A 23,940-nucleotide genomic window follows, 5' to 3' on the forward strand; every position below is an offset into this window, starting at 1 on the left:
AGTGAAAGAGCGACTATTTCATTGACCTATGTTAAGAGATTTGATCCGGCTCAAAGATTCCGGTTTGATTCCCAGGTAAGAAGCGATATGATACTGTGCTACATGTTGTTCTATACCGGGATAGTTTTTTACTAACAATCGGTATCTTTCCAAGGCTGAATCCTTCAAAAGAGAAGTTTCCTTGACACATTTCTTCACAAACAGGGTATCGGCAATGTGTTTTCCAAACTTAAACCATAAAGGAGATTCATTTGTCAAAAGTTCAAAATTCGCATATGAAAGACTGCTAAGCGTTGTATCTTCCAATGCCTGAATAGCTCCTACGCTCGGTTCTTTCCGCAAAAAACTCCGATAAGAGGTGACAAAAGAACCCGGGACATAAAAGTCGCTTATAAACTCCTCTCCATCCTGTTCACGGAATGACCGTAACACACCTTCTTCCACTACTCCGATAAAAGTACAAACCTGTCCGGTCCTCAGAAGATATTCTTTTTGGGGAAGTTGTTTCTCTTCTAATAGCTCTGTCAGTCTATCATAATAGCCAGCCGGAAGAGCTAGTTCTTTTATGATGAGTTCCAATTGTTTCATTCTATACTAAATAGTTATATATAATATAATGTACACACGTAATCTATAGAGTGAAAAACGATTTGAGAGGATACAGATTATGGATTCGGTCCTAATCAGATTTGGATGTTGCTTTTCTCTTGAAAGAAATGTGACCAAAAGATCAAGACCTCAACTAATAAGCGTCCGCTTTGTCTTTCATTGGAACAGCGAAGCCGGTGCAGTCCTGATCTTTTGACCACTTTTCCATCAAATAAAAAGTAGTTTTATCTTAAAATAACCAAGACATTCATCGGTCCATGTGCACCGAACACCAATGCCTGTTCTATATCGGCTGTTTTAGACGGACCGGAGACAAAAAAGCCATATTTATAGTCTGTACCTTCCACCCGCTTATAAGCTTCATGCATATTATTAACCAAATCTTCCTTATTGGTAAGGATCACCAATCCGGTCGAGATGAAATAAAGTGCTTTATGTTTTACTTGCTGCGTAATCCATACGGCACCATTCTCGGCAACCCCGAAACAACCCTCCACAATAGCAAGGTCTGTATTATTCAATCCCCTGGGGTCGGATACCGAATCTGGATCGAAAGTGGCACAAGTTATTTCAGACAGATTCGACGCAATACGTTTCGCGTCAGGAAAATGTTTCCGGATCAGCTCATTGATATCTTCCCCCGCTTGCAGAACAACGGCCTCACCACCTGCAGCCTTTAACGATTCGGAAAACTGTCCGGTTTTATCTTCATAATGAATGGCATCCAATGTGATTTCCGGCTGCTCGTAACGAGTACCGGTATGACTACGGATACGGGATAATATAGATTCTTTACTACTCATTCTTTCCTATGTTTTTACAGGCAGGCAAACCCTACCCCTACGGTTTTTGTATCTTGTTTTTCTTCCACATATCATTGAACGATTCTTTGGCAAAGGTCGGTAACTCACGCCCCTTTCCCCAAGCATTCAATCCGTTATAGATCATAAAACGAGGTAATTTATTTACCAGAGGAGCAAACCTCAATGCTGTATTGAACAGTGCCGGACGTTCCATCAGGAACTTCATACCGCCCGACATTACTTTCTTCTCCGAGCTGGCCTTTCCAATCTTGTCCAGATCCTGACGCCAACGGTAAATCTGTTCACCCAGGTCTATCTTTACTGGACAGACATTTGAACAGGATAAACACAGGGAACAAGCCGAAACATTATCAGAATACTCTTCCGGATTTTTCAACATGCCCAGATTGATGCCGATCGGACCGGGTATAAAATAGGTATAGGAATAACCGCCAGTCCGACGATATACCGGGCAGGTGTTCATACATTCGCCGCAACGAATACAATTTAGCGTACGGATATGATCCGGCTTTGCCAGAATATCGCTACGACCGTTATCTACGATGATTAAATGAAACTCACCGCCATCCTGAGGTTTACGGTAATGAGAAGTATAAGAAGTTATCGGCTGTCCGGTACCGGAACGGGCGAGCAGGCGGGTAAAGACACCCAAAGCCTCCTGGTTGGGAACGATCTTCTCCATCCCGAATGTAGCGATATGGACTTTAGGGAATGAAGTCCCCATATCTGCATTTCCCTCATTGGTACAAACTACAATTTCACCGGTCGAAGCAACGGCAAAGTTGGCTCCCGTCATAGCAACATCAGCCGTCAGGAATTTTTCACGCATATTCTTACGAACAGCATGTGTCAGATAAGTTGGATCTGAATTGCCTTTCTCCGTACCCAGCACACGTTCCATCATCTCGCCCACCTCCTGGCGTTTGATATGGATGGCAGGCATCACGATATGGCTCGGATGAAGGTGCATCCATTGAAGGATACGTTCACCGAGATCACTCTCGACGATGTCATACCCTTTCTCGAACAGATACTCATTCATACCGCATTCTTCCGTCAGCATAGATTTGCTCTTGATCAGCGTATGCGCATTATGCTGCTGAAGGATCTTTTCGACGATCTCATTGTGCTCCTTCGCATCTTTCGCCCAATGTACGATGGCTCCGTTGGCTATGGCGTTCTTTTCAAACTCTTCCAGCAACGTATCCAAATGGCTGTTGGAATACATTTTGATATCACAGGCCAACTCACGCAAACGCTCCCATTCGGGAAGCGAATGACTCATCTTATCTCTTTTGGCACGTACCATCCAAAGGGTCTCATCGTGCCAGGCTTCCTGTTTCCTGTTAGCTATGAAACGGGCAGCTGCTATTGAATGTTTCGTACTCATAATCCTGCGGCTAATATTTGAGTGATATGAATGGTCTTTATCGGCAGGTGTTCACGCTCGATGACACCCTGCATATGCATCAGACAGGAACTATCGGCTCCGGTGATATATTCGGCCCCGGTACTCATATGGTCTTTCACCTTGTCATGTCCCATACAAACAGAGACTTCCGGCTCTTCGACGGCAAACATTCCTCCGAAACCGCAACATTCGTCGATGCGCTTCGGTTCGAGTATCTCGATGCCTTTTACCAACTGCAACAAATCACGCAGTTTGGAAAAGTATGGGGTATTCATTTCGCTGGGAGATGACAGATGCAACTCGCGCACCCCGTGGCAACTGTTATGAATACTCACTTTATGGGGGAAAGCAGAAGGCAGTTCTTCCGGTTTCACTACATCATGCAGAAACTCGCAGATATCGTATATCTTACTGCTGTTCTGACAAACATGTCCGGCCTTTTCCAGGATGCCGGGATGATTCTCTTTTACGAATGCAACACAACTGGCAGACGGTCCGACCACATAGTCGTACTGTTTAAATAAATCTTCCATACGGAGAGCCAGTTTCAGGGATTCGTTTTCAAAACCGGCATTTGCCATCGGCTGGCCGCAACAAGTCTGGTCTAAAGGATAATCGACGTCCAGGCCCAAATGCTTCAAGAGTTTGTAGGAGGCTACGCCAACCTCCGGATACACCGCGTTGATATAACACGGGATAAATAGTCCTATCTTCATATTGGTTGAATTATAACATAAGTATAACTGTTCTCTCTTAAGATATGTTTTCCAATGAACTACAAAATTAAAATAACTTCTTAACTATTCTCCATATATTTGTGCAACTAAAGCTAATAAATTTAAATGGATATTTTAATTTTATGTGTAAACCCATATCATCGGTTTCCACACCATCCGAAAGGATGATTCAACTTCCGTAAAGTTACATAAACCATTTGCTGTAATTCAGTTTTGATATCTCATGCGGTGTAAAATATTATACTTACATTTGTCGCATAGTATAAACAACTTAATCTATAATCTTTATGACAACAAAGCCTTACAAAAATGAGAACAAGCCATCCGACAAGGTTTCCGAACCTATAGCATCTTATGCCAACCCGGAAAAGACCAGCATAATAGAAACCTATTGGGGATTATTGAAAAACCTCAGTACAGACATAAAGCTAAAACTAATAGCCAGACTTTCTAACTCTATCCTGGAAGATAAAGCAAAAGAAGAATATAAAGATTTGCCAGATAAATTTTATGGAGCATGGGAAGATGATAAAAGTGCCGAAGAGTTAATCAACGAAATACGTAACAGCCGGGTATTAGGAACACGACATATAGAATCCTTTGAATGATGAATGCACAATATCTATTAGATACGAATATCTGTGTTTTCCTGTTCAGAGGTAAATACGATATCAATAAAAAGATTAGTCAGGTAGGATGGAATAATTGTTGTATATCCGAAGTGACTGTTGCAGAATTGAAATACGGAGTAGAATGTTGCTCTAATCCCCTAGCAAATGAGACTATTCTAAAAGCTTTCCTTGAGAAAATTACAATTATCCCGTTTGCCACAGCCATCGATAGATACGCAGAAGAAAAAGCAAAATTAAGGAAAGCAGGTAAACTTGTTGATGATTTTGATTTGTTCATTGCTTGTACTGCCAGTGCTAACAATCTGGTTATGGTCACTAATAATGAAAAGCATTTTGATCGAATATCGAAACTTACCGTTATTAACTGGATTGAAAGATAAAACAAAAGGAGGATGCTGTAACATCCTCCTTTTCATTTCATTCTTACCTATATTCCTGCCAGCTCTTAATCTGTATATCATCTACCGTCAGCGTACAGAACGCTTCGATAAAGGCACTTGCCAGACGGGCATTTGTGATAAGTGTCGTATTCAGGTCGATAGCGGCACGGCGGATCTTGTAGCCGTTATCCAACTCACCGGCGGAAAGGTCACGCGGGATATTTACTACCATGTCGATCTTTTTTTCGTGGAGCATGGTGAGTGCCTGCGGCTGTTTACCCTCCTCACTCGGCCAGTAAACACGGGTACTCGGGATGCCATTCTCTTTCAGGAAACGATGTGTTCCGCCTGTCGCGAAGAGATTGTAACCCTTTGTCGCCAACATCTTGGCAGCATCCAGCATCGCCACCTTCTGTTTCGGCGTACCGGTCGAAAGCAGAATATTCTTTTCCGGGATACGCAGACCGACGGAAAGCATACTCTTCAGGATCGCTTCGGAGACATCATCGCCGATACAACCCACCTCACCGGTCGAAGCCATATCCACACCCAGTACAGGGTCAGCTTTCTGTAAGCGGTTGAAAGAGAACTGGGAAGCCTTGATACCTACATAATCGAGGTCGAACTCATTCTTATTCGGCTTTTCGACAGGCAAGCCCAACATGATACGGGTAGCCAGCTCGATAAAGTTTATCTTCAGGACCTTGCTCACGAACGGGAAGCTGCGCGAAGCACGGAGATTACATTCGATCACCTTGATCTCGTTGCCTTTAGCCAGATACTGTATATTGAACGGGCCGGAGATATTCAGCTCCTTCGCAATCTGCTTGCTGATACGTTTGATACGGCGAACCGTTTCCACATACAACTTCTGCGCCGGGAACTGGATCGTTGCATCACCGGAATGGACTCCTGCAAACTCGATATGCTCGCTGATCGCATACATCACGATCTCCCCATGATCGGCTACGGCATCCATCTCCACCTCCTTGGCATGTTCGATGAACTGGCTTACTACCACCGGATGCTTCTTGCTGACGTTAGCCGCCAATTGCAGGAAGCGTTCCAGTTCCTCCTGGTTGGAGCAGACATTCATGGCCGCACCACTCAGTACGTAACTCGGACGAACCAATACCGGAAAACCCACTTCCTCCACAAACTGATTGATATCTTCCATACTACTCAACTCTTTCCAGCGAGGCTGATCCACCCCGATACGGTCGAGCATGGCTGAGAACTTCTCACGGTCTTCCGCATTATCGATACTCTTGGCCGATGTTCCAAGGATATTGACATGCTGTTCGTCCAAACGCATCGCCAGGTTATTCGGGATCTGGCCTCCGGTAGAGACAATCACACCGTGCGGATTCTCCAGTTCGAGAATATCCATTACACGTTCGAATGTCAGCTCGTCGAAGTAAAGGCGGTCGCACATATCGTAGTCGGTCGAAACCGTTTCAGGGTTGTAGTTGATCATAACAGAGCGCCAACCCTCCTTGCGGATCGTGTTGAGCGCCTGCACACCGCACCAGTCGAACTCTACCGAGCTACCGATACGGTAAGCACCCGAACCCAGCACCACGATAGAGCGTTTATCTCCCAGATAATGCACATCGCTTTCCGTTCCACTGTAAGTCAGGTACAGATAGTTGGTCTGTGCCGGATATTCAGCAGCCAGCGTATCGATCTGTTTCACCACCGGAAGGATGCCGCGGTATTTACGGTCCTGCCGAACCTGAAGGATCGCCTTTTCACCGTCTTCCATCTGATCTTTGAAGATAGCACGGGCAATCTGGAAATCAGAGAAACCTTGCTTCTTCGCCAGACGGAACAGATTGTCGGGGATATCGACTATCCGGCTGAAACTTTCCAAAGCTCCTGCGGTCTGGATAATATTATATAGTTTCTGAAGGAACCATTTGTCGATCTTTGTCAGGTCATGGATCTGGTCAATCGTATAGCCGGCACGGAAAGCCTTGCTTATTACGAAGATACGATGATCGGTCGGCTCATTCAGCGCCTTGTCGATATCCGGGATGAGCAGCTCTTTGTTTTCCACAAAGCCGTGCATACCTTGACCGATCATACGCAGACCTTTCTGAATAGCCTCTTCAAATGTGCGGCCGATAGCCATCACCTCTCCAACCGACTTCATGCTGGAACCCAGTTCGCGGGCAACGCCATGGAATTTACCCAGGTCCCAACGCGGTATCTTGCAGACCACATAGTCGAGTGCCGGTTCAAAGAAGGCACTGGTCGTTTTCGTTACCGAGTTCTTCAGGTCAAACAAGCCGTAGCCTAAACCTAATTTAGCAGCGACAAAAGCCAGCGGATAACCTGTTGCCTTCGATGCCAATGCCGAGGAACGGCTCAGACGGGCATTCACCTCGATCACTCGGTAATCCTCGCTTTCAGGGTCGTAGGCATACTGCACGTTACATTCTCCCACAATTCCGATATGACGGATAATGCGGATAGCCAGTTCGCGCAGTTTGTGATAATCCGTATTGCTCAGTGTCTGTGAAGGAGCGATCACGATCGATTCGCCGGTGTGGATTCCCAGCGGGTCGAAGTTCTCCATGTTACAAACCGTGATACAGTTGTCGAAACGGTCGCGCACTACTTCGTATTCCACCTCTTTCCAGCCTTTCAGGCTCTTCTCAACCAAGACCTGCGGAGAGAAAGAAAAGGCTTTTTCAACCAGTACATCCAGTTCTTCTTCATTATCGCAGAAGCCCGAACCCAGACCACCCAGTGCATAAGCGGCACGCACGATCACCGGGTATCCCAGTTCGCGAGCAGCACGGCGTGCATCTACGATGTTCTCTACCGCTTCGCTCTTGATCGTCTTCACATCGATCTCGTCGAGCTTGCGAACGAACAGTTCACGGTCTTCCGTATCCATGATGGCCTGTACCGGAGTACCCAGCACACGCACGTTATATTTTTCAAGCACGCCGCTCTGATAGAGAGCCACCCCGCAATTCAGCGCCGTCTGTCCACCGAATGCCAGCAGGATACCCTCGGGACGTTCCTTTTCGATAACCTTTTCTACAAAGAAAGGAGTAACGGGCAGGAAATAAACCGTGTCCGCAACCCCTTCCGAAGTCTGTACCGTTGCAATGTTCGGATTGATAAGCACCGTCCGGATGCCCTCTTCCTTGATGGCTTTCAACGCCTGGCTGCCTGAATAATCGAACTCGCCCGCCTCACCGATCTTGAGAGCGCCGGAACCTAATATCAGGACTTTCTTTATATCTTCTTTCATTGTTATATCAGTTACAATAATTCTACGAACTTATCAAACATAAACTCCGTATCCGTCGGCCCGCTACAAGCCTCGGGATGGAACTGCGACGAGAAGAAAGGTTTCGTTTTATGCTTGATACCTTCATTCGTACCGTCATTCATATTGATAAAAAGCGGTTCCCAATCGGCACCCAGCGTCGTGTTATCCACCGCGTATCCATGATTCTGCGAGGTGATGAAACATTTCTCCGTTCCAACCATCCGAACCGGCTGGTTGTGGCTGCGGTGTCCGTATTTCAGTTTATAGATGGAAGCACCTCCTGCTTTTGCCAGCAACTGGTTTCCCATACAGATACCACAAATAGGTTTGTCGCCTGCCAGCGCTTTGCGGATATTCTGAACGGCTGCGTCGCAGGTATCGGGGTCGCCGGGACCGTTGCTAATGAACAGGCCGTCATATTCCAGTGTATTGAAATCATAGTTCCAGGGGACCCGGATCACAGTCACATTCCGTTTCAGCAGGCTGCGGATGATGTTATGTTTCACGCCGCAATCCACCAGGACAACCCGTTTCTTTCCTTCGCCTCCCCCATAAGTAATGACTTCTTTACAAGACACTTTGTCTACATAATTCACATTTCCGTATTGTCCGAAATCCGTAAGGTCGGTCTTTGCATCACCGATCACGATCTTTCCCATCATGACACCGTGCTCACGCAGTTTCTTGGTCAACGCACGTGTATCGATTCCGTAAATTCCGGGAATACCCTCTTCTTTCAACCAGCTTCCCAGGCTTCCGACAGCATTCCAATGACTGTATTCATGACTGTAATCACTTACAATAATCGCCTCCGCATGGATCTTTTCACTTTCCATAAACGTGGCGATCCCGTCCGGACCGAATGTACGGGGAGGTACACCGTAGTTACCCACCAGCGGATAAGTCAGAACCATCAGCTGACCGGCATAAGAAGGATCGGTCAAACTCTCCGGATATCCCGTCATGGCCGTGTTGAACACTACTTCGCCTGTAACCTCCTTCTCGCAGCCGAAAGAAAGACCGCGAAAAACAGTCCCGTCGTCTAAGATCAATGTTGCTGTTTTTTCTGTTTGCATAAACTTATGTTTGAGTTGACAGTTGACAAGTGACAGTTGACAATTAGAGCGAATCTGTCAACTGTCATCTGTCAACTGTTATCTGATTAAATATTCTTCTTCCATATAATTGATGAAAGCCTTGTTCACCATCCGTGCACCGCCCGGTGTCGGATAATCACCGGAAAAATACCAGTCTCCCGGATGATTCGGACAGGAAGCATGCAAGCCGTCCAATGTCTGGTAAACGATCTCTACCTTGGCACGTGTACCCGCCGGAGTAAGCAAATCGACCATCTTGGCCGAAATCTCCTCATCGGTGAACGGTGCGTAAATTTCCTTTACAAAATTCACGATCGTACCGTCCTCCTGTGCCTGTTGTTTCTTGGCTTTCCAATAAGCATCCGTTATCACCGACTCCATTCCCCGCTCTTTCAGCAAAGCCACCGCTGCCCTGAAAGCGATAAACTCGTTCATCCGCGACATATCTATCCCGTAATAATCCGGATAACGCACCTGCGGAGATGAAGATACGATCACGATCTTCCGCGGATGCAGACGGTCCAGGATACCGATGATACTTTGTTTCAGGGTCGTTCCGCGAACAATGCTATCATCTATTACAACCAGATTATCGACGAATGGTTCGATACTTCCGTAAGTAACATCATACACATGGGCTGCCAGGTCGTTACGGCTGTTACCTTCGGCGATAAAGGTACGCAATTTTATATCTTTAATCGCTACTTTTTCAGCACGAACGCGCATGGAAAGTATCTGATCCAGTTCTTCTTCCTGCAAAAGATGGCTGCGGTCGGCGATCCATTCTTTTTTCAGTTTGTTCAGATAGTTGTTCAGTCCTTCCTGCATACCGAAATAGGCGACTTCCGCCGTATTGGGAATGAAAGAAAAGACAGTATGTTTGAGGTCGTAATCGACAGCTTTCAGTATCGGGTGAACCAGATTCTCTCCCAACTTCTTACGTTCGCGGTAAATATCCACATCGCTACCGCGGGAGAAATAGATACGCTCGAAAGAGCAGGCTTTATTCACCTTCGGCTCCATGATCTGCGAAGTGCGGAAACGGCCGTCTTTACTGATAAACATCGCTTCGCCGCGTTGCAATTCCTTTATATCTTCGGCCTGCACGTTCATCGCCGTCTGGATGACCGGACGCTCGGAAGCCAGTACCACGATCTCGTCATCCGCATAATAGAACGCCGGACGGATTCCCCAGGGGTCACGCACGCTGAACGATTCGCCGCTACCGGTCAGACCGCAGATCACAAATCCGCCGTCCCAGGTCGGTACACAACGTTTCAACACGTTCGACAGATCGACATGCGCCTCGATCGCATGGGTTATATCCATCCCCTTCAGTCCTTCGTCTTCATACTTCTGGTACAAACGTTCGATCTCCCGGTCCAGACGATGTCCCATCTGTTCGAGCATGATATACGTATCGGCAAACTTACGCGGATGCTGGCCGATCGCTGTAATTTCTTTAAAGATGTCGTTTACGTTTGTGAGATTAAAATTTCCGCAAAGAGCGAGGTTCTTGGCTCTCCAGTTGTTGCGGCGTAAAAAAGGATGGACGTAGGAAATACCGGACTTACCGGTCGTACTGTAACGGAGGTGACCCATATAAAGCTCTCCGGCGAAAGGAAGATTTGATTTTGCGAAAAGCGGATCATTCAATTTACCGGGCGGTAAATCTTTGTAATGTTCATGAACGGCGGCGAATATCTCGGTTATAGCTCCTGTTCCCAATGCTCTTTCCCGAAACATATATTCTTCACCGGGGGTTGCTTCTAACTTCACGCAGGCTAAACCGGCTCCTTCCTGTCCCCTGTTATGCTGCTTCTCCATCAGTAAATAGAGTTTATTCAGCCCATACATCCAGGTACCATACTTTTGATGATAATATTCTAAAGGTTTCAGTAACCGGACCATGGCGACTCCACACTCATGTTTAAGTTGTTCCATCTGGTTCTATCTTGTTTATTTCGACCACAAAGATACGCACTTTATCAAACACAATGTTCATATTAATGCAAAATAATTGACACATTAATAGAAATAATCATTTTATCCTGCATTTGGTTAAAATATTATATATTTCCGTATTGTTTCGACAAAGTTACAATTACATAGCCGAAAACCACTCCCGACATAAAATTTGTAAGGAGAACGGAGATATACGATATAATTAATAACACTTATTTATAATAGCTCTTCCCAATCCTTATCTGTCAGCGACTTGAACGGGTCGTTTTCCGTAATAAATGTTTCAGCCAACTCGCTCTTGGATTCCTGGAGGTTGCGGATCTTTTCCTCGATCGTATCGGCAGTGATGAAGCGGTAGGCAAAGACCTGTTTATCCTGCCCGATGCGATGGGCACGGCTTTCCGCCTGCATCTCAGCTGCCGGATTCCACCAAGGATCGATAATAAATACATAATCGGCATCCGTCAGGTTCAGTCCTACCCCACCCGCTTTCAGCGAGATGAAAAAAGCGGACACATCCTGGCGGGTTGAGAAACGGGCTATTTCGCCCTCCCGGTCCAATGTACTGCCGGTCAGCATCGCATACTGCCATCCATGTTGCGTAAAAGCATCCGCCAACAATTTCAGGTGTGTGACAAAAGAAGAAAAGATCAATACTTTATGCCCTTCGCTCACCAGTGTTTCAAAAGCATCCAGCACCTGTTCCATCTTTCCCGAACCACCCGTATATTCCGGTAAAACCATTTGCGGATGATTAGCCAGCTGACGTAAACGGGTGATACCATTCAAGGCGACAAAAGAATTTTTGTAACGTTCCTGCAAGATCGTGTTCCGCAACGCATTCTTTTCTTTCTGATACACTTCGCGTTGTTCCGGTGTCATTTCGCAATACACGACCTCTTCCATCAATGGCGGAAGTTCCGGTGCCACCTGTTGTTTGGTCCGTCGCAAAAAGAAAGGACGGATAATTTGTTGTAAACGTTTACGGGCATTCTCATTCCCCTCCCTGGTAATCGGATGGATGAAATGTTTCCGGAAACCATCTGCCGATCCCAATAAACCGGGATTGATAAAATTGAATTGTGCCCATAGATCTTTCAGTGAGTTTTCGATAGGTGTTCCGGTCAGTACCAACCGGTGTTCACATTGCAGACGGACCACCGAATGATAAGTCATGGAAGCCGGATTCTTTATGTTCTGGCTTTCATCCAGTATCACATAAGTATAACGATACTTCTCCAGCAGCTCGATATCACGCCGCAACAGTCCATAAGTGACCAGCACGATATTATACCGGTTGAAGTTTTTACAGGGATCTTTCCTTTTCTGATCTCCGGTATAAGTATAGACACTCAACGTACTGAACTTGCGGATTTCCCGTTTCCAGTTAGGCAATAAAGAAGTAGGCACAACAATCAGAGAAGCGGGAATAGCCGCTGATTCTTCCTGTCTGTCCTTCACTTCCTCATAGGGTTTGTCATCCGGCGAATCTGTTCCGAAAAAGGAAAGTTGCCCGCTTTGATCGACTGTAACATTCTCTGGAGCGGATGGAGAAATCGTAACCTCTTTAGGTTCCTCCGGATCATATATATGTTGCAGCAAGGTAATAGCCTGCAATGTCTTCCCCAATCCCATATCATCCGCCAGGCAACCACCGAAACCATTCGCCGCCAAATGGACCAACCAGGAAAAACCTTCCTGCTGATACGGACGTAACGTCGTCTTTATCTTTGGTGGAATAGCAACCGATTCTTTCTGCACATATTCCTTCGATACGGATTCATCCTGCTCCAAAGCAGAGACAATTCCCAAATGCATCTTACGGACTCTAATCTCCCCGGGCCGGTCATCGCCGAAAGCAAACAGATCGCTATATTTCTCAAACCAATCTTCTGGCAATAAGGCGACTTGCCCGTCCGGTAAAACAAACTCACGCTTTCCCTCCAGAATATGTTTTCTGAAGCGGATAAAAGGGAATTGAAAATCACCCATGCGAACTGTGATACGAATATCGAACCAATCGGGAGAAGGGGAAATTTCCTGTGTCAGCGAAATATCTCCCAGATAGAACCGCAGAGAGGTATCGGTCTGCACAAAAGAGAAACAGGCTTCCAACTCGCTTTTATGTTGTTGCAGCCAATCGATAAATATATAACCACCCGCTTCTGTGGTCCGAACGAACTGTACATCGGTTATCTGCTTGAAATGCCATTGTTCAAGTAAGCTGATGTACGTTTGTTCCAATTGCAAATCACGCGTAAAATAATAAATGACCGGTTTCCCTTCAACATGTTCCAACCGGGGATAAGCGAACTGGTTTCTTTTTCCCGGCGAAAAAGAACGTTCTCCATACCTGAAACGCAGTTGAAGTGCCGGTTCATCATTGATAGAACGCTCCACAGACAATTCCGGGACACAAGTGCGGGGCTCATGGATCATATCAAACCCGGAAGAACTGGCCGGATAATCGCTGATCAAAGGAAGTGCCACCAGTTCCAGATATTTTTCAGTCTCAGCCAACGAAACTTCCACGTATTTCCGTGAAAGGAAAGGTGTAACTTTCGCCGCTTCTATACGTTTGAATGCTAACAACTGGTCATCCAGCAGGAATATAGCAGGCTTTGATGACAACAACAGAAACCGCCTCTTTTTCAATAAAGACACTTCCACTCCATTCATGTGACATAAGGCTGTGTACCGAAAAGAATGGTCTGTTATCTCGAAACGAAAAGAAATCTCAGCCTCCTCCCCGGAAAAGCGCACCCGGTCATGTTCATAAAGCAACTTACTTCCTGCTTCCTTTATATATACAGACAAATGGTTTGCCTGTATCAACCGGACCATCTCCCTTATCTTCTTATCGATGAACGGTCGGAGTTGTTTCTTCAGCATCTCCGGCGTCACCGAATTCAGAAAGCCGGTAACTGTCTGTTGCCGGGAATACACCTGCATCAGTTTCTTTTCCGAGTAACTCTGTGCGATCGCGATTGCCCGTTTCTCCATATCAGACAACCCCGCTTCATTTCCGGCGTGCGTGGCTTGCTCTTCCACGCTGATCACTTCCGGCGATACAGTTCTGGCAAAATAAGGAATAAGCAAAGGTCCCAAAACAGGATGGTTACTTAACGCAATGATCAATATCTGATTTTCGGGCATCAACGGTTCATTTTTATTAAAATTACAAAGTTACAAGAAAAACAATTATCTTTATCTCCCATAACAAACAAAACAGAATTTATGTCCTATTGCGAATATGTAAAAACATCTAAGGATTCAGCCGTCGAGCTTAATAAAGCCTATCATGATACAGGTTACGGCTTCCCTATCGAAGACGATAACGAGTTATTCGGCAGACTTCTCCTGGAGATCAATCAGGCGGGCCTAAGTTGGTCGACGATATTAAAGAAAGAACCGAGCTTCCGTTCTGCTTACGATAATTTCCATATTGAAAAGGTTGCAAACTACACGGAAACAGACGAAGCCAGACTTTTATCCGATTCCGGCATCATCCGGAATAAATTAAAAATAAAAGCAGCCATCCACAATGCCCAGGTCATTGTACAACTGCAAAACGAATACGGCTCATTCAAAAACTGGCTGGACCATCATCACCCTAAAACCAAAGATAAATGGACCAAATTATTCAAAAAGACATTCAAATTCACCGGAGGTGAGATCGTCAACGAATTTCTGCTAAGTACCGGCTATCTTGAAGGGGCCCATACCCCCGATTGTCCCATATATCAAAAGATTCTGGAAAAGAATCCGGCATGGAACAAACGGTAAAAATCAAACGATCTTTCCCATTATATCATTAATGTTAAGATTGAGTTTTGAAAAGGCGAACCATTTCTTTCCCAAGTCTTTCAAGGAAGCACCGATATGGTAAATATCCTTTTCATCGATCAACAGAGAACGATCGTGCGATTGTTTGAATTGTTTGATTATGATTGGTTCATATTGAGCATTGTGCCGTTGTAAATCCATGGTCAGTTGTTTTGATATTTGTGCTGTATAAATTGTTGCTGCAACATTTACATCTCGTTTGGTTAGCAACATCAATACACTTTCATCCACGTAATTATCAATGAGGATAATTGATTTGCGAGCAGACTTTATCAAATCTGCCGCAAATTTATAAGCATCGAACAACTGACCATCAAAGAAGATGCCTTCGACAGGAGGAAGAGAAGTACGAATAAAAAAGTCAAACTTCTGATCATATTCAGAAAATTTAGTATCCATGCGTTCTTCAATATGCTCTATCCGCTTATTAAAAGAACTCCCTTTCAACAAATAATCTCTTATTATTTTCATGGCCCACTGACGAAATTGAGTACCTCGTTTAGACTTAACACGATAACCAACAGATATTATCACATCTAAATTATAATATTCTATCTTTCGCTTAACGGAGCGATCTCCTTCTTTTTGAACTGTCAAGGAATACTTGACAGTTGAGCTTCTTTCTAACTCATTTTCTTTATATACATTATTGATATGTAAACTGATATTCTGTTTTGTAGACTGGAACAATTCCACCATTTGCGCCTGAGTCAGCCAAACAGTCTCGTCTTCTAAACGAACTTCTATTTCGAGAGTATTTTCGGGATGGTAAAGAATGATTTCTCCTTTATTTTTCATAGCTTATCGTTTTTGTTGGTTACAAAGTTAGAACTATTTCCGAATATATTTATGTTTTATTCCGATATTTCCAAAATCAGTAATAATGGTGTATAAAACCGTAATTCATATATGGACGGGTATCCCGGCACCCCCTACCTTTGCAGAAACGATTTACAGGTGAATCGTTAAAACAATAGAGCGAATAAAAGAAATATAGTAACAAATAAAGAGCAGAACAATTACAAAGAATAATCAATAATAAATAGAAAATGGAACAGAACAAAACTATTTCATCCCCCCAAAGTCGGATTCACGTCTTGGATGCATTAAGAGGATTTGCACTACTCGGTGTCATACTGATGCACATGTTACAACATTTTGGTGTTTTTTCAGGTATACCAGCATCAAACCCACAGTTTCCCCGGTTGGATACAGCTATTCAATGGCTTTCTGAACATGTAATCATGGGCAAGTTTATTAATATCTTTGCATTCCTTTTCGGATTAAGCTTCTTTATACAAATGGATCGTGGAGCAAAAAAAGGAATTGATTTTCGGAAACGCTTTATCTGGCGTATGGTTATTCTTTTTGCAATAGGTATCGTTGGTAATAGTTTTTTCACTGCCGACATTTTATCTATATATGCAGCTTTCGGAGTAATCATGGTTCTGCTGTTTCCTCTAAAAAACTGGATATTGATTGTGATTGCCCTGCTTCTGTTAGTTGGTACCCCCCGTATTATTTCAACCAGTTATGATCGTTTAGTAAAAACAGAGCAAGTGGAAAATACACAGCAAAGATCAGCCTCTAACGAGCCTGTCAGAAACAGATCGATTTCTGCGGGAGAAGCAATGGAAAAACCTTCGTTCTTTAAGTCGGCAAAAAGAAACCTGACCACCGGATTTGTAGGAAAACTGAATTATCAATTTGGATTGAACGGGCGTGGATATATTACGATGGCTCTCTTTATTTTAGGCTTGGTCGTAGGACGTTTGCGTTTCTTCGAAGGAGTAGAGACATATAAAAAAAGGAACATACTGCTTTTTGTGGGATTTACTCTCGCCTGCTTTCTTATCAGTCTGATCCCGTTACAAGAAGTTACTTTCAGAATGCTCATGTCCGGTATTGAATTAACTCCGGCAATGCTGGCATCTATGGCACTCAAAGACATACATACGATACTGTTTTCCGGAGCTTTAGCTATGGGATTCATTATTCTGTTCCAGACAAAGGCTATCGGAAAATATCTGAATGCCATCATTCCTTACGGACGTATGGGATTAACTAACTATGTAGCGCAAAGTATTGTGGGAGGAATCATGTTTTCGATGTGGGGCTTTGGAGCAATTTTCGGCAGTTGGGGAACTACTGAAGTATTTGTCTTAGGTTTGATTGTATATGTTATACAAGCGATATGCAGTAAGTATTGGCTGAACAATTACCTATATGGTCCTTTAGAATGGTTTTGGCGTTCGGCTACCTATCTCAAAGTACAACCATTTAGAAAAAAGAGAGATTAGCTTTTTATATGGAAACTAACGACAAGATTTGTTTGATTTTCTTTGAAATCTATTGCAAATTCCATATTTTTGTATCTGTAAATTAATATATTATCTAATTTATGGCATCAATCGACACCATATAGTGACTTCTTCCAGGGCTTGTCAGGGAATATCTCCCTGACACAAGTTTTCATGCCCATATTCCTCCAGAGCTTATTATAAAATGATGAATGTGCTTGCTTGTTAAAAATGAAAGACATGAAATTTAATCAGATAGATATCGAAAAATGGAGTCGTAAGGAATATTACATTCACTACATGAATGAATTACGCTGTACATATAGTTTGACCGTTAATATTGACATTACAAATTTAAAAGCAGTTGTAAGAAAAATGAATAAAAAGATATATCCTGTACAAATATATATGATTGCAAACATTGTAAATCAGTATAAGGAATTTCGAATGGATATTAATTCTTACGGAGAGTTAGGTTATTGGGATGAGGTAAATCCAAGTTATACGGTGTTTAATAAGGATAATGAAACATTTTCCAGTATATGGACTAACTATAATCGCGTTTTCAGTCGATTTTATGACAGTTGTATTGCAGATATGGGTAACTATTCACAATCAACATCCTTAAAACCGAAACAAAATGAACCCCCTAATTTTTTTACGATATCTAGTTTACCTTGGGTGAACTTTACAGGATTTAATGTGAATGTATTTAATGAGGGCTGTTATTTACCACCCATTTTTACAATAGGTAAATTTATTGAAACAGAAGATTCTGTTTTAATGCCGCTTTCGATACAAGTTCATCATGCTGTATGTGACGGATTTCACATTGGGAGATTCGTGCAATCATTACAAGATTTATCGTCCAATCATAAGGAGTGGTTATTTTAAATCAGATATCCTTTATATTTTATACGTTCGTTATTCTTATCTTCAAATCTTTCGCAACAATGCACCTCAACCACCAATGCATCCCTGCTCTCACATCTTTTTCGCCAATACCCGTTAGGCAACCTTCTGCCGTTACCTGCAGCTCATGGTTGATAAAGCGATATCCGGTCCAATACACGCAGTCCCGGCAGTGGCAGCCACCCATTATACCTGATTCTAATGTCCAGTCCATAAATATTTTATTTAGTTTTTAATGATAATAAAAAAGAATGGCGGCAACCGTTTCCAGCCACTGCCATTCCTGCTTGAATAGACAAGAGCGTCATCGCCCTTCGTTTGGATTTCCGGTTTCTGATGTTTCTCTCTTGATACTCCTTAGCCTATACATCAGATGCAGGAACAATTCCCGGTCGTAAATTCTGTAAAAGAATCTTTCTCCAGTTTCCTTGATACTTCCGGTAAATGAAACCGATTCGTGGTTGATGGGGAATTGGCAGAACCTGCCGTTTGACAATAAGGTATATCCCTTCTTTTCCGCTTCGTCCAGAAATGATTCTATGTCATCCCGCTTGTTATGACCGGAGAAATACAAGAAATGGTGCTTGCGCAGGCTGAGCAGGATGTCCGAGAGTTCTTTTCTCGACTGGTGGACAGATTCGGTATCATCCCGTTTGACCACCAGATTGCAGATGAAACGCTCTTCGCCTTCCGTATTGATGAAAGAGTAAGGCGTGATGAAAGTCCCTTCTCCGTTCTTACCAGTGATGGCTTGCGGCAGTCCTTTGGTTATTTTACCTTTGAAGGTAATCTGGCGATAATGTCTGGCAATAATCCTTTCCAGTTCATCTTTATGTGCTCTTACAGAATATAGTCCTTTGAAATAACGTCCACCAAGAGTAAAGCAGAACGGATACAAGCTGCCGGAATAAGGTTCACCGACGAAAAAGAAACGTTCGGTGTAGCGAATGGGGGGCAATACATTCAGATAGTCGTAATAACCCTCTTCCGTTATTTCGCGGAAAGGGGCACATAAGGATTGCTCATAAATCCGGTTCCGTTTGTATATCTCATCGGATATTATGGCACCAGATTAGGATTTTTTCCTGGATTCTCAACTCTTCCAGAGTTTCACCTCCGTAATCGCTATGGATTCCATCGGATAGGGAAGTGAGGCTATATCCACGGAAGAACCGGGAGTCAATGACAAATTTCAACTGTTCGTTCTTCATGGCTTAGATGTTTGGGAGGCTTAAAACTCTTTTCGCGGCATATACGGCATTGCTTGTCAGTTGCCCTTGCCATGCCTTATTTGTGGGGGACCATCGAAATCCGGAAGATTTTAGTTCCTTACGCCTGCTTTCCTCCGGAATATCATCGAAAAGTATTTGCAGTCGGTCTGCTTCATAATTATAAACCACTGTGCCACCTTCAAAAGCTATTTCCTTGCTCTCCTGTTTACGGACGGCTTGCAACTTATCTTTCATTCGCTGTGCCACTTCCGGGAGTTTAAAGAACTTATTTTGTACGGTGATGACCGGCTTCTTTATCTTCGAGTTGTATTCATTGATAAAGTCAACCGCTTTTTGTACGATATCTACATTGCCATGATTGGCGAATGTTTCTACTTTATTCAATATGCTGCTTACGAACAGTGCCCGGTTATAGCCTTTACTCTTACCAGTATCAATCTCGTGGATGATATCTGCGCTGCGTCCTATATCCTTTTTGAGTATTTGCCAGGCTTCGTCTTGTTTCTCTTCCTCCGGTCGGGCTGCTTCTTTCATCCGGTGCATGGCATTTATGAACCTGTTCTGCCATTCATGGAACTCTTTGTATCTGTTGTCATAGCTTATGTTAGCCTTTTCATTTCGCTTGTGGTTGAATTTGGCCGGACCGGTAATCATCGTACTGGCACAATTGGACAAGCTACCCAGTAGGGAAGAAAATTTCAGTTTGTAGGCCGATATGTATTCATCATGCTTCTCTTCTGGGATTTGTCGCATATCTTCCTGTAATATCCTCTCATATTGCAGGATGTCCGTTTCACCTCTCACATCCGGATCGGAAGAACTCCAACGATACGCATTCTCAGCCTTTTCCATTAATTCTTCCAAATGTCCCGGATATCTGAAAGCCACCGCTTCCCAGTTCTTGAAATCACCGGGATATAGTTCTTTCAACTCACCTTCATTGCCATACGCATGGGCATAGTTATGAAACCCCTTCCGCACTTGTCTGAAATGAAAAGGGACAGGTTCTTCATTGATCCCTGTCCTTTTGATACATGTTACCCGATAGGCATTTGTCTTGGTTAGTGGAATAGAAGATTGGCTTCCTGCACTTCCAACCGGATTCATTACTTGTTCTTTGTGAACCGTCACTTCTTTTTTAAACTCAGTCACACTTTCAACTTTTTAAGTTATACATGACCGGCTCCGTGGGGCCAGTATTTTAATTTCTTACCTGCCTGGCTGCTTCGTGCCGGGATTGTGCAAGGCTTGGTGAAAGAAAATACCGGAGCGTAGCGAGGATGATTTTTTTTCATCCAATCAGCCCGAAGGGCCGCCTTGCTCAATCCGTAAGGCACGAGGCTATCTTTGCGGGGAAGAAGTTGAAATATGAATGAGTTAAAAAAATATTGGTACCCAGTATAGAGATTGAATTATTATAATTATCGATAGGTTACTGGTTGTTATCCAATATATCGTCAAATAGAGTGAGTGATTTGTTTTATTTAATGTAGTATAATTGTACTTATTAGTAACCTAAAAGTTTCTAGGAACTATAATCCTGAGGTTTCCCAATATGAAAAATTTAATAAAGAGGTATCACAGATGTTGTTTTATGAGGTTTTTTATTGGAAGATATGCTAAAAATATTTATCTTTGAAATCAAATGCTAGAAAAAATACAGTATTTCGTAGTCAACTAGCATTTAATTACTTAAATCTGAATACTTACCCAGAAAATTATGAACCGTACAAGAGAAGATATAGAGGAGATGCAGGTTTCCTTTTTTTTAAAAAAGGAGGCTTCAAAACATTGTGATATGTCCATAGGGCGAGTATTACGTGGTATAGCTAACGGAGCATATAGTAAAGAAGTGTCAGAAGCAAGAGAATATCTTTTTGAAGAAGATATAGAAAAGTATAATCGAATTAAACTTAGCTTACCTGCTGTTGCATTTTGTGGGACATTCAAAAATGGACATAAAGCAGAAGAATGTACTCACTATAACTCTTTGATGGTTATAGATATAGACAAATTGAATGAGCTGGAAATGATAACTGTAGTCGAGATACTCAAATATGAACCTTGTATAGCGGTTTTTTGGCTATCTCCTTCAGGCAGAGGATACAAGGGGTTGGTACATTTGAATTATGATGAAATCAAACAGGAACTTCCACAGAAGGAAAAGCATTATTTGGCCTTTCGGCAGCTATTCAAGTACCTGTTTGCCGAATACAATATTGAATTGGATGGAAGCGGAAAGGACATATCCCGATTGTGCTTTATGTCTTCGGATAGTTCAATTTGCATCAAAGAAGAAGCAAAGGTTTTTGATGTTCAGGCAGAAAATGATGTGGTACCTACAAAAAATAAGAAAATCACCACAACAACTAATTTAGTTGTGCCCCTCAAGAACTGGAATGAGGTATGTGGAAAAGCGACTGGATACAAGGACAATATATATAACCGCAGTTTGATTATTTTTTTGTTGAAGAAACTTAAAAAAAAAGGACTCTCTATCACTGACACTTGGGAAAATTGGATCAAAGTAGCCTTTGCAATAGCATCAAGTGTACATCCAGAAATGGGAAAAAAACTGTTTCTCGAACTTTGTCGTTTAGATGGAGACAAACATGATGAAACAAAAAGTGAACAACTAATATGGGATGCATACATACACAATAAGGGTAAATGTAGCATCAATACCATCAAATACTTAGCTGGGCAGAAAGGAATCGTGTTGGATAAGTAAGGTCGTGGTATTTTTCTACGGCATATTTTTGTATGAAAGAATGAATAGAAGGTGCTATCCTATCATACAGTTATTTAGTGACACTTATCTCTGTATCAATTACGAAAGGGGTCAATGACTCCGATTAATGCTTGTCTCAACAATACTTTTTGCCTATGCTAAGTCATTTGTCATTTATAAATCGCGATAAGGTGGTGATGAAACTCATCAAGCTGCGTTGTAAATTAGCTGATCAGCAGTCTAGTTTAGACCATAAAAGGGAGTTTATCAATAAAGCAAGTTTACCACCTAAAAAAAATGTCAGAAATGAAATCTATAATCTTTTTCCACCGCGGAAAAAATGGCATCAAATAGGGTCTGAAGAACGCTACAATCTGGATAGTGTGGCAAGAAACGAATTACGATTAAAACGAACTTACCAGTGGGCTAAGAAAAAAGGATGTGATGAGGAATGGTATATCAATTTATGTCAAAAGGCTGATGAGATAGTGAAATATGCCATTGTGCGTAATATAGGTATTGAACCTCCTTATGTAACAGCCATAGAAAAGAAGTCTGTTGACAAGGATCGGAAAATTATCTGCCGCCCCATCTGTTCTTTTCCGATGTATGATAAAATCGTACTTTCCTTGTTAAATAGTTATCTGACTTCGCTATTTGACGATTATTTCGTGGAGTGTTCGTATGCATTTAGAAAGCCTGGTAAAGAAAGAAATAAACTTCAACATTTAGATGCAGTATTGAATGTACAAGACTATCGTAAGAGTCATTTGGGACAGTCATTGTTCGTGGCGGAATGTGATATGCAAAAGTTTTATGATACAATTTCTCACAAGGTGATCAAGAAATGTTTCATCCGTTTGCTGCAACAGGCTAAAAAAGATGGGAAAATAGGTAATCCAGATGTAAAGTTCGTGAAAAGATGGTTTTTTGCCTATGTAGATTGCTTCGACTTCCTACAAAATGTCTGGATACTTAACAAAAAACCGATATCACATCCCGTTTGGAAAAATGTCAAGAATAGCAAAGGGTACAATTTAGAGATTCAATGGGTAGAAAAGAATTTGTTGGACAGGCGGTTGGCTAAAAAGAAGAAGGGAAGGGTTGGCGTACCCCAAGGTGGCTCTTTATCGGGGTTAATAGCAAACATTGTGATGCACTATATAGATATGGAGATGTTGAATGAAATCAATGGAAAAGACATCCTTTATTGCAGGTTTTGTGATGACATGATTCTGGTAGGCATGGATAAAGAGGAGGTAACTCACTGCTTTCAACAGTATAGTAAAGCTATCAAGAAGGCTAAACTTATTGCTCACCCCAACAAACCTATGGAAAAGAAATGTTTGAAAGATTTCTGGAAAGGCAAGACAAAAGGACCTTATGAATGGAATGAAACAGGCAAGGACGTTTATCCTTGGATTACATTTGTGGGGTTTGATGTTAATTGGAAGGGCAATCTAAGAATCCGCCAGTCATCTCTGAAAAAGCAGATGGAAAAACAAATTCGTATTGCCAATGAGCTTACATTGCCATATAAGCATGGTAAATTACCAAGGTATTCCAAAGGGACAATATATGAAAGTCTAAAAGGTCGTCTGATATCCACGAGTGTTGGCAGAGTAAATTTTTGGAACTATCACAACAATACGAATGTTCACAGTTGGATGAGTGCATTTTCTATTCTTGACAAAAACCCATGGTCTGAAAATCAAATTAAGAGTCTTGACAGACATAGGCAGGTTGTTTTAGCAAGAGCTAAGAATAAACTTCAAAGCATTGAATGTACAAATAAAAAGAAAAAAGATAATTTATATGAGAACCATAGAGATGTCTTCACCTTTAAAGGAAGCCCTTTCAGCTATTACGGTCAATGCTTTGTGTATAAAGATGGATGAATAAAGAATTCTACAATAAATCGCAAGGTACATTATGAAATAATTTAAAAGATTACTTAACTTTGCAAGTATTAAAT

At 42.6% G+C, this 23,940-nt stretch carries 19 protein-coding genes and 1 pseudogene; 7 read left to right on the top strand and 13 right to left on the bottom strand.

Going from position 1 to position 23,940, the window contains the following annotated elements; all coding sequences use genetic code 11:
• Positions 1–18: 18 nt before the first annotated feature.
• The 4 genes from DWW23_RS15175 to DWW23_RS15190 form a co-directional block, all read right to left on the bottom strand.
• On the bottom strand, positions 19–588 hold the full coding sequence (locus tag DWW23_RS15175; RefSeq protein ID WP_122354121.1) for a Crp/Fnr family transcriptional regulator: 570 nt from the start codon (positions 586–588) through the stop codon (positions 19–21).
• A 245-nt stretch (positions 589–833) separates the two neighbouring features.
• Positions 834–1,412, bottom strand: coding sequence for an LUD domain-containing protein (locus tag DWW23_RS15180; protein ID WP_122354122.1), 579 nt, complete (start codon positions 1,410–1,412; stop codon positions 834–836).
• A 37-nt stretch (positions 1,413–1,449) separates the two neighbouring features.
• Positions 1,450–2,823: a lactate utilization protein B gene (locus DWW23_RS15185; protein ID WP_122354123.1), complete on the bottom strand. Its 1,374-nt coding sequence runs from the start codon at positions 2,821–2,823 to the stop codon at positions 1,450–1,452.
• On the bottom strand, positions 2,820–3,560 hold the full coding sequence (locus DWW23_RS15190; protein WP_122354124.1) for a (Fe-S)-binding protein: 741 nt from the start codon (positions 3,558–3,560) through the stop codon (positions 2,820–2,822). Before DWW23_RS15190 ends, DWW23_RS15185 begins: the two co-directional genes overlap by 4 nt.
• A gap of 308 nt (positions 3,561–3,868) precedes the next feature.
• Between DWW23_RS15190 and DWW23_RS15195 the strand changes: the two genes are divergently transcribed.
• Both DWW23_RS15195 and DWW23_RS15200 read left to right on the top strand, forming a co-directional pair.
• A complete protein-coding gene (locus DWW23_RS15195) occupies positions 3,869–4,189 on the top strand; it encodes a hypothetical protein (RefSeq protein WP_233564347.1) in 321 nt (106 codons plus the stop codon).
• The gene (locus DWW23_RS15200) at positions 4,186–4,593 is read left to right on the top strand and encodes a type II toxin-antitoxin system VapC family toxin (RefSeq protein WP_233564348.1); all 408 of its coding nucleotides are present in this window, start codon (positions 4,186–4,188) and stop codon (positions 4,591–4,593) included. The genes DWW23_RS15195 and DWW23_RS15200 overlap by 4 nt, the downstream gene beginning before the upstream one ends.
• Before the next feature lie 43 nt (positions 4,594–4,636).
• Here DWW23_RS15200 and carB read toward each other — a convergent pair whose 3' ends face one another.
• From carB to DWW23_RS15220, 4 genes are all read right to left on the bottom strand, one after another.
• Complete coding sequence (gene carB / locus DWW23_RS15205; protein WP_122354125.1) at positions 4,637–7,861, bottom strand: carbamoyl-phosphate synthase (glutamine-hydrolyzing) large subunit; 3,225 nt, start codon at positions 7,859–7,861, stop codon at positions 4,637–4,639.
• 11 nt (positions 7,862–7,872) lie between these two features.
• On the bottom strand, positions 7,873–8,958 hold the full coding sequence (carA, locus tag DWW23_RS15210; protein WP_122354126.1) for a glutamine-hydrolyzing carbamoyl-phosphate synthase small subunit: 1,086 nt from the start codon (positions 8,956–8,958) through the stop codon (positions 7,873–7,875).
• Between the two features lie 78 nt (positions 8,959–9,036).
• Positions 9,037–10,923 carry an amidophosphoribosyltransferase gene (locus tag DWW23_RS15215; protein WP_122354127.1) on the bottom strand — a complete coding sequence of 629 codons (1,887 nt, stop codon included), beginning with the start codon at positions 10,921–10,923 and terminating at the stop codon, positions 9,037–9,039.
• Positions 10,924–11,160: 237 nt separating this feature from the next.
• A complete protein-coding gene (locus DWW23_RS15220; RefSeq protein WP_122354128.1) occupies positions 11,161–14,100 on the bottom strand; it encodes a DEAD/DEAH box helicase in 2,940 nt (979 codons plus the stop codon).
• Between the two features lie 81 nt (positions 14,101–14,181).
• On the opposite strand from DWW23_RS15220, the gene DWW23_RS15225 reads away from it, so the two are divergent.
• Positions 14,182–14,730, top strand: coding sequence for a DNA-3-methyladenine glycosylase I (locus DWW23_RS15225; RefSeq protein WP_122354129.1), 549 nt, complete (start codon positions 14,182–14,184; stop codon positions 14,728–14,730).
• Between the two features lie 3 nt (positions 14,731–14,733).
• Here DWW23_RS15225 and DWW23_RS15230 read toward each other — a convergent pair whose 3' ends face one another.
• The gene (locus DWW23_RS15230; RefSeq protein WP_122354130.1) at positions 14,734–15,588 is read right to left on the bottom strand and encodes a virulence RhuM family protein; all 855 of its coding nucleotides are present in this window, start codon (positions 15,586–15,588) and stop codon (positions 14,734–14,736) included.
• A 251-nt stretch (positions 15,589–15,839) separates the two neighbouring features.
• Here DWW23_RS15230 and DWW23_RS15235 point away from each other — a divergent pair, with 251 nt between their 5' ends.
• Positions 15,840–17,090: a DUF418 domain-containing protein gene (locus DWW23_RS15235; RefSeq protein ID WP_122354131.1), complete on the top strand. Its 1,251-nt coding sequence runs from the start codon at positions 15,840–15,842 to the stop codon at positions 17,088–17,090.
• A gap of 240 nt (positions 17,091–17,330) precedes the next feature.
• Positions 17,331–17,984 (top strand): type A chloramphenicol O-acetyltransferase, encoded by a 654-nt coding sequence (gene catA / locus DWW23_RS15240; RefSeq protein WP_122354162.1) that lies wholly within the window; start codon positions 17,331–17,333, stop codon positions 17,982–17,984.
• 19 nt (positions 17,985–18,003) lie between these two features.
• On the opposite strand, the gene DWW23_RS15245 is transcribed toward catA, so the two are convergent.
• The 4 genes and pseudogenes from DWW23_RS15245 to DWW23_RS26945 all read right to left on the bottom strand — a co-directional run bounded on the left by DWW23_RS15245 (position 18,004) and on the right by DWW23_RS26945 (position 20,529).
• Complete coding sequence (locus DWW23_RS15245; RefSeq protein ID WP_122354132.1) at positions 18,004–18,216, bottom strand: hypothetical protein; 213 nt, start codon at positions 18,214–18,216, stop codon at positions 18,004–18,006.
• 90 nt (positions 18,217–18,306) lie between these two features.
• Positions 18,307–19,213, bottom strand: a pseudogene (locus DWW23_RS15250) (hypothetical protein).
• A gap of 3 nt (positions 19,214–19,216) precedes the next feature.
• Positions 19,217–20,341 carry a hypothetical protein gene (locus tag DWW23_RS15255; protein WP_122354133.1) on the bottom strand — a complete coding sequence of 375 codons (1,125 nt, stop codon included), beginning with the start codon at positions 20,339–20,341 and terminating at the stop codon, positions 19,217–19,219.
• Positions 20,342–20,403: 62 nt separating this feature from the next.
• Positions 20,404–20,529 carry a hypothetical protein gene (locus tag DWW23_RS26945; protein WP_255419611.1) on the bottom strand — a complete coding sequence of 42 codons (126 nt, stop codon included), beginning with the start codon at positions 20,527–20,529 and terminating at the stop codon, positions 20,404–20,406.
• A gap of 425 nt (positions 20,530–20,954) precedes the next feature.
• Between DWW23_RS26945 and DWW23_RS15260 the strand changes: the two genes are divergently transcribed.
• The gene (locus DWW23_RS15260) at positions 20,955–21,965 is read left to right on the top strand and encodes a BT4734/BF3469 family protein (RefSeq protein WP_233564349.1); all 1,011 of its coding nucleotides are present in this window, start codon (positions 20,955–20,957) and stop codon (positions 21,963–21,965) included.
• Positions 21,966–22,162: 197 nt separating this feature from the next.
• Positions 22,163–23,863 (top strand): reverse transcriptase domain-containing protein, encoded by a 1,701-nt coding sequence (locus DWW23_RS15265; RefSeq protein WP_158583195.1) that lies wholly within the window; start codon positions 22,163–22,165, stop codon positions 23,861–23,863.
• Positions 23,864–23,940 lie beyond the last annotated feature (77 nt).

This window comes from Parabacteroides sp. AF14-59 (genome assembly GCF_003479515.1).
Lineage (GTDB): Bacteria > Bacteroidota > Bacteroidia > Bacteroidales > Tannerellaceae > Parabacteroides > Parabacteroides faecis.

Coding starts and splice junctions, on each gene's coding strand:
- DWW23_RS15190 (WP_122354124.1), bottom strand. CDS start 3,560: ATGAAGATAGGACTATTTATCCCGTGTTATATCAACGCGGTGTATCCG.
- carB (WP_122354125.1), bottom strand. CDS start 7,861: ATGAAAGAAGATATAAAGAAAGTCCTGATATTAGGTTCCGGCGCTCTC.
- DWW23_RS15180 (WP_122354122.1), bottom strand. CDS start 1,412: ATGAGTAGTAAAGAATCTATATTATCCCGTATCCGTAGTCATACCGGT.
- DWW23_RS15200 (WP_233564348.1), top strand. CDS start 4,186: ATGATGAATGCACAATATCTATTAGATACGAATATCTGTGTTTTCCTG.
- DWW23_RS15220 (WP_122354128.1), bottom strand. CDS start 14,100: ATGCCCGAAAATCAGATATTGATCATTGCGTTAAGTAACCATCCTGTT.
- DWW23_RS15260 (WP_233564349.1), top strand. CDS start 20,955: ATGAACCGTACAAGAGAAGATATAGAGGAGATGCAGGTTTCCTTTTTT.
- DWW23_RS26945 (WP_255419611.1), bottom strand. CDS start 20,529: ATGAAAAAAAATCATCCTCGCTACGCTCCGGTATTTTCTTTCACCAAG.
- DWW23_RS15255 (WP_122354133.1), bottom strand. CDS start 20,341: ATGAATCCGGTTGGAAGTGCAGGAAGCCAATCTTCTATTCCACTAACC.
- DWW23_RS15215 (WP_122354127.1), bottom strand. CDS start 10,923: ATGGAACAACTTAAACATGAGTGTGGAGTCGCCATGGTCCGGTTACTG.
- DWW23_RS15235 (WP_122354131.1), top strand. CDS start 15,840: ATGGAACAGAACAAAACTATTTCATCCCCCCAAAGTCGGATTCACGTC.
- catA (WP_122354162.1), top strand. CDS start 17,331: ATGAAATTTAATCAGATAGATATCGAAAAATGGAGTCGTAAGGAATAT.
- DWW23_RS15185 (WP_122354123.1), bottom strand. CDS start 2,823: ATGAGTACGAAACATTCAATAGCAGCTGCCCGTTTCATAGCTAACAGG.
- DWW23_RS15225 (WP_122354129.1), top strand. CDS start 14,182: ATGTCCTATTGCGAATATGTAAAAACATCTAAGGATTCAGCCGTCGAG.
- DWW23_RS15175 (WP_122354121.1), bottom strand. CDS start 588: ATGAAACAATTGGAACTCATCATAAAAGAACTAGCTCTTCCGGCTGGC.
- carA (WP_122354126.1), bottom strand. CDS start 8,958: ATGCAAACAGAAAAAACAGCAACATTGATCTTAGACGACGGGACTGTT.
- DWW23_RS15245 (WP_122354132.1), bottom strand. CDS start 18,216: ATGGACTGGACATTAGAATCAGGTATAATGGGTGGCTGCCACTGCCGG.
- DWW23_RS15195 (WP_233564347.1), top strand. CDS start 3,869: ATGACAACAAAGCCTTACAAAAATGAGAACAAGCCATCCGACAAGGTT.
- DWW23_RS15230 (WP_122354130.1), bottom strand. CDS start 15,588: ATGAAAAATAAAGGAGAAATCATTCTTTACCATCCCGAAAATACTCTC.
- DWW23_RS15265 (WP_158583195.1), top strand. CDS start 22,163: ATGAAACTCATCAAGCTGCGTTGTAAATTAGCTGATCAGCAGTCTAGT.